This is a genomic window from Bacillus paramycoides (assembly GCF_001884235.1).
Classification (GTDB): Bacteria; Bacillota; Bacilli; order Bacillales; family Bacillaceae_G; genus Bacillus_A; species Bacillus_A paramycoides.
Genome location: NZ_MAOI01000097.1, coordinates 1 through 641, shown reverse-complemented (window position 1 = coordinate 641; position 641 = coordinate 1). Strand labels below are relative to the sequence as shown.

Here is a 641-nt window from a genome sequence, read left to right as displayed (position 1 = left end):
CTTTTGTTTCGCCTACTTTTGTATTTGTGATGTCATAACCGTGTACGTCAGATTGGTATCCCGCTACTGGCTGTTCCCTCACTTCATACTTGTACGCTACTCCATTTGCGTCATATGCTTTTACATCTGCAAATGCATATTTCCAGTTTGTTGCCGCTGTTACTTCTTTTGTATCTACTACTTTACCGTTTTGTAGTAAGTCTACTTTAATCGAGCTTGGACGATCTGTTGCGTTGTTATCGTTCCACGTTTTTGTTCCTTCTACTGTTAATTTCGCTACTTTTGTATTCGTGATGTCAGTACCACTTACTTTGGATTCATATCCAGCTACCGGTTGTTCCTTCACTTCATACTTGTACGCTACTCCATTTGCATCGTATGCTTGGAGCTTTTCAAACATATACTTCCATTCACTTGCTGCTGTTACTTCTTTTGTATCTACTACTTTACCATTTTGTAGTAAGTCTACTTTAATCATTTCCGGACGATCTGTTGCGTTGTTATCGTTCCACGTTTTTGTTCCTTCTACTTTTGTTTCGCCTACTTTTGTATTTGTGATGTCATAACCGTGTGCGTCAGATTGGTATCCCGCTACTGGCTGTTCCTTCACTTCATACTTGTACGCTACTCCATTTTCATCA

Annotated in this window: 1 protein-coding gene; it reads right to left on the bottom strand. The window is 39.6% G+C overall.

Annotation, left to right across the window (positions count from 1 at the left end):
• The coding region (locus BAU28_RS20970; RefSeq protein WP_116500429.1) for a Cna B-type domain-containing protein at nt 1-641 on the bottom strand (641 nt) is incomplete at both ends.